Origin of the sequence: uncultured Cetobacterium sp., from assembly GCF_947039425.1 — a bacterium.
Classification (GTDB): Bacteria; Fusobacteriota; Fusobacteriia; order Fusobacteriales; family Fusobacteriaceae; genus Cetobacterium_A.
On the sequence record NZ_CAMQYW010000133.1, the window covers coordinates 1 to 5,055 of the forward strand.

A 5,055-nucleotide genomic window follows, 5' to 3' on the forward strand; every position below is an offset into this window, starting at 1 on the left:
GAAACGGGTATACGTGCATTATTAATATTCTTAAATTTTCTAATATTCAAAACAAAAGTTCAAAAAATAAAAAATACCAATCTGGGGAGATTGATATTTTTTTATAAAATAATACGATTTAGGGAACCTATAATCAGGTTACAAAATAATACAATCAAACAATCTAGTCTGCAACAAAAATTTACAAAATATTATCAGATCTTAAAATAGGACAAGGCTCTATATTTATATTTCTCTTGAATTTTACTCTTAGCACGTCAGTTTACTCGACTTTGCAAAGCAAAAATAGAGAAACGAGGAGACGTGTATATAAAAGACATACCAAAATTAACTTGGTTAAGAAAATTAAAAACATACTAGAACATTTGTCCTAGTATGTTTTTAATTAAAACTCCTAAAAAAAACAAGAAAATAAAAGTAAAGGTAGATGTAAAATAGTAAACTTTATTTTCAATCCCAGGAGTTGTTTTTAAAATATTTAAATTTTTAGGTTTATAAAAAAATTTAAATATTATTGTGTAGAATAAATTCCCAAATATAAAATAAATAAAAAATGCTCGTTTATATATTGAAAAATTAAAAGCAATATTATTTATTTTTTCAATTGATGCAAAAATAAATAATATTATAAAAATAATAATATGAAATCTAGCTAATTTTTTTATTTTTAATTTTGTTAACATCATAAAAAACTCTCCTAATCTTTTTATAAATTTACTTAAAAACTACTCAATAATTTTATATTTTGTAGAATTCATTCTATCAAATCCAATCCTAACAGATTTTAAATTAGGAACTTCATTTTCTTTTAAATACATTTCATAAAGATACTCATAATCGTCTTTTGATATTTCAACTAAAACCTTCTGAGAATCGTCTAAATCAATTTTAAGACTATTTGAACTATCCGACATATCCTTTTTAACACTTTTTTCTTCAGAAGGTTTTAGGATGGTTTTAGAGCGTTTAACGTCATCAATTTTTGAAATCAACATCTTTTGAAAGTTAATTATTTCTGAATTGTATTTACAAAGCTCTCCAAGAGCCTTAATTATATCTTTTTCTATTTTAGTTAATCTTAATTCAAATCTTTCCGTTAACTTTTCTAATTTAAATTCATTTGTATTTTTAATATCCATTAATTCACTTTTTATAGGCTGATGAATATTGGGCAAATATGTTTTTCTTTTTAATTCTTTTTTTTCTATATGAATATCTTTTAAAAAATCATTTAAAAAAATATCGTCAGAGTCATTAAATATTGAATTATATATTTCATTTAATGTTTTTTCATATTCAAGTATTTTTGATTCTTGCTTTAATTCTTTTATCATTAAAATTTCTTTTTTTGTCATTTTCCTAATCATAAAATATCTCCTTAAATATTATATAAAAGTCAGTAAATATAATCATCTCACAGCTTTAAATAGCCTTATTTTCGTTTTGAATGGATACAGGTTAGCATTTTGATTAATAGATAACAAACAAGCTTAATTTCTATTTTATTCAGGAGTAGTTTTTATTTTATATTTATTTAAAGTCATTTGTCTAAATGCAATTTTAGCAGGTTTTAAATCTATCATTTCATTTTCTTTTAAATAAATTTGATATAAAGTATCATATTCTTTTTGAGTTATTTCAATGATTTTATTTACAGAATTATTAATATTTATTATTTCTACTGATGGAATTTTATCCGTATTCATAACTTGACTATCAGAAGGGACTTTTTCACTCTTTGTTAATTCAGTTATTTTACTTGATTTAATTATATCTGAAATTTTAGATGTCATAAATGCACTAAAATTTTTAATTGTCCTATTATAAGTTGCTGCTTCCTTTAGTGCTTTTATTATATATTTTTCATCAAATTGGCTAATAAGTTTTATCATTGCCTTTTGAGAGTAAGAATCTTCTATATATCTACTTTTTTTAGCTTTAATAATAGCATTATTTAATGTAGGTGAAATTTCATAATCATCTTGAGATCCAATTTTAGTATGTCTAATAAATTTAATTTTATATATTTTTCTTCCTAGTCTTTCTTCTAAATATTCATATTCATATTTGTTATTTAATAAATTTAATTCATTAACTGATTTTTCTAAAACATCTCTTTTAAAATATTTATATTCTTTATATTTTTCTTCTGTTCCTGTTAATTTTTTTAATTCTTCTATTGTAAATTCAGGTATATTTATTTTTTCATATTTTTTAAAAATTTCATAAAATATAATTGTATAAAAAGATTTAAAAGCTTTTTGTTCCAATAATTTTATGGTCGTATAGTAAAGTTCTTCTTTTTTACATAAAGCCTCATAAATTAAATTAGGAATTTCCACATAAAAGGTCTTATCATCCATTCTTTTAAATGCAGACAATAAATTAAATGCTCCCCATAGTTTCCCTTTTTTATCTCTAGAAACAACACTAATTTTTCTTAAAGAATCTAAATAACTTATTAATTCATCATAATGTTTACTTAATTCTAAATCTCTAAAAAAATCAGATCCACTTATAATAATATTATTTTTACCATACTTTTGTAATTTATGTAGAATATAATTATATGCTAACAAATTGTTAGTAGTTAATGATCCTCCTTCAATTTCTATCAATTGATTTGGTTTATGAATTACTAAATCTTCTTTTGTTTTAATCATAAAATCACCTCATTTACAATATATCACAATAAGTGATATATTGTAAATATTTAATTATCACCTTTAGAATCATTTTTATCACCTTTAGAATCATTTTTATCACCTTTAGAATCATTTTTATCACCTTTAGAATCATTTTTATCACCTTAAATTTTAGTAGTCTTCATTTTAGCCAATGTTTTCAATACTTTGTCATAATTTATTATTTACGTAAATACTATAAACTAATTAAAATATTACAAACAGAAAAAGCATTTTTAAGTTATGATATAATTAAAAATAAAAATAAAAATAAAATAAAAACTAGGAGGATTTATATGTCAAAAATAAATGTATATTTTTCAAAATTAGAATTTGTATCAAAAAATAAAGAAGCACCTTTATCAAAAGAAGAATTAATATTAATAAAAAAAGCAGCTTGTGACTTTATCAATACAGATCAATCATTAGAAGATGATAAAAAAATTGAATGTAAAACATCGCAAGAAATTAAAAAAGAAAATAAAACAATAACAACAGAAACGATATATTCTCCATCTAGAAATGAACCTTCAAAAGATGGACTAGCTTTACAAGGAATAATTATAAAAAATGAAGAAATTGTTACAGTAAAATTAAATCCTAAATCAGCAGAAATAGAGCATTTAGGAAGATCAAAAACAGAATTAAAAGCTCATTTTGTTTATAGTAGTGTTTATGATTCTATTTCATTTTTTAAACAAGATAATTTTGGAGATTCTAAGTTTTTAAAATGTTTTAAAACTATAATAGAAAAATCAATTGCATTTAATATAACAAATAAGTTTCCTGCAATAAAAATTCCTGAATTTGAAGCAATCTTAACTCCTTTTTATGGTGGATTTTATCCAACTAACTTTTTAGAATTTACAAAAAGTTTAAATTCTAAAATAAAAACAATTACAGCATGTTTTATTACTGCTAATCCTTTATTGATATCTGCTAAAGAATCTTTAGAAGATTCAAATATAACTAAATATAAAGTTATATTTGAATCAAATGGAGATAATGGAATAAATTTAAACTCTCAAGAAATTCAAACTTTAAATAATCAAATTCAATTATTTTATAATCAAATTGAAGAAAATTTTGAGTTAAATGAAACTAACAGTTTTGTTTCTATGAATATAGAAACTATAAATAAAGAAACTTACAGTACATCTAAAGTAAATAAATTCACTAAAGAAATAAATGATAATATCTTACCAAATGATTTTTATGATTTAAGTATGGAGTATATTTCTAAATTAAGAAATGATAGAATAGATTAAATTAAGGGTTTTGTTGTAAATAAATATCCTATACCGTGGCTCTGCCACTAATTATTTATAAATAAAATTTGAGGATTCAAAACATAAAATATTATTTATTGTAACTAATCCGTTCGCCAAAGGCGACAAAGTTTTATTTATAAAAAAAAGATAGAAGCTTAATCGTTTCTATCTTTTTTTATACTCGCAAGAGTTTTTTTATTAGAAATAAAAACACGAAAAAACGTTTCATTTTGTCCTCAACTTGTTGTACGGACAAAATGAAACGGGTATACGTGCATTATTAATATTCTTAAATTTTCTAATATTCAAAACAAAAGTTCAAAAAATAAAAAATACCAATCTGGGGAGATTGATATTTTTTTATAAAATAATACGATTTAGGGAACCTATAATCAGGTTACAAAATAATACAATCAAACAATCTAGTCTGCAACAAAAATTTACAAAATATTATCAGATCTTAAAATAGGACAAGGCTCTATATTTATATTTCTCTTGAATTTTACTCTTAGCACGTCAGTTTACTCGACTTTGCAAAGCAAAAATAGAGAAACGAGGAGACGTGTATATAAAAGACATACCAAAATTAACTTGGTTAAGAAAATTAAAAACATACTAGAACATTTGTCCTAGTATGTTTTTAATTAAAACTCCTAAAAAAAACAAGAAAATAAAAGTAAAGGTAGATGTAAAATAGTAAACTTTATTTTCAATCCCAGGAGTTGTTTTTAAAATATTTAAATTTTTAGGTTTATAAAAAAATTTAAATATTATTGTGTAGAATAAATTCCCAAATATAAAATAAATAAAAAATGCTCGTTTATATATTGAAAAATTAAAAGCAATATTATTTATTTTTTCAATTGATGCAAAAATAAATAATATTATAAAAATAATAATATGAAATCTAGCTAATTTTTTTATTTTTAATTTTGTTAACATCATAAAAAACTCTCCTAATCTTTTTATAAATTTACTTAAAAACTACTCAATAATTTTATATTTTGTAGAATTCATTCTATCAAATCCAATCCTAACAGATTTTAAATTAGGAACTTCATTTTCTTTTAAATACATTTCATAAAGATACTCATAATCGT

3 protein-coding genes are annotated in these 5,055 nt (G+C 21.5%); 1 reads left to right on the top strand and 2 read right to left on the bottom strand.

Annotated elements, in window-relative coordinates; translation table 11 throughout:
• Positions 1–725 precede the first annotated feature (725 nt).
• Both Q0V09_RS07490 and Q0V09_RS07495 read right to left on the bottom strand, forming a co-directional pair.
• Positions 726–1,367: a DUF1493 family protein gene (locus Q0V09_RS07490; RefSeq protein WP_297407336.1), complete on the bottom strand. Its 642-nt coding sequence runs from the start codon at positions 1,365–1,367 to the stop codon at positions 726–728.
• Positions 1,368–1,502: 135 nt separating this feature from the next.
• Complete coding sequence (locus Q0V09_RS07495; protein WP_297407334.1) at positions 1,503–2,663, bottom strand: replication initiation protein; 1,161 nt, start codon at positions 2,661–2,663, stop codon at positions 1,503–1,505.
• 317 nt (positions 2,664–2,980) lie between these two features.
• Between Q0V09_RS07495 and Q0V09_RS07500 the strand changes: the two genes are divergently transcribed.
• On the top strand, positions 2,981–3,952 hold the full coding sequence (locus Q0V09_RS07500) for a hypothetical protein (protein ID WP_297407332.1): 972 nt from the start codon (positions 2,981–2,983) through the stop codon (positions 3,950–3,952).
• Positions 3,953–5,055: the final 1,103 nt, after the last annotated feature.

What these genes read in the sequence shown, in the direction of transcription:
- Q0V09_RS07500 (WP_297407332.1), top strand. Translation starts at nt 2,981, where the DNA reads ATGTCAAAAATAAATGTATATTTTTCAAAATTAGAATTTGTATCAAAA.
- Q0V09_RS07495 (WP_297407334.1), bottom strand. Translation starts at nt 2,663, where the DNA reads ATGATTAAAACAAAAGAAGATTTAGTAATTCATAAACCAAATCAATTG.
- Q0V09_RS07490 (WP_297407336.1), bottom strand. Translation starts at nt 1,367, where the DNA reads ATGATTAGGAAAATGACAAAAAAAGAAATTTTAATGATAAAAGAATTA.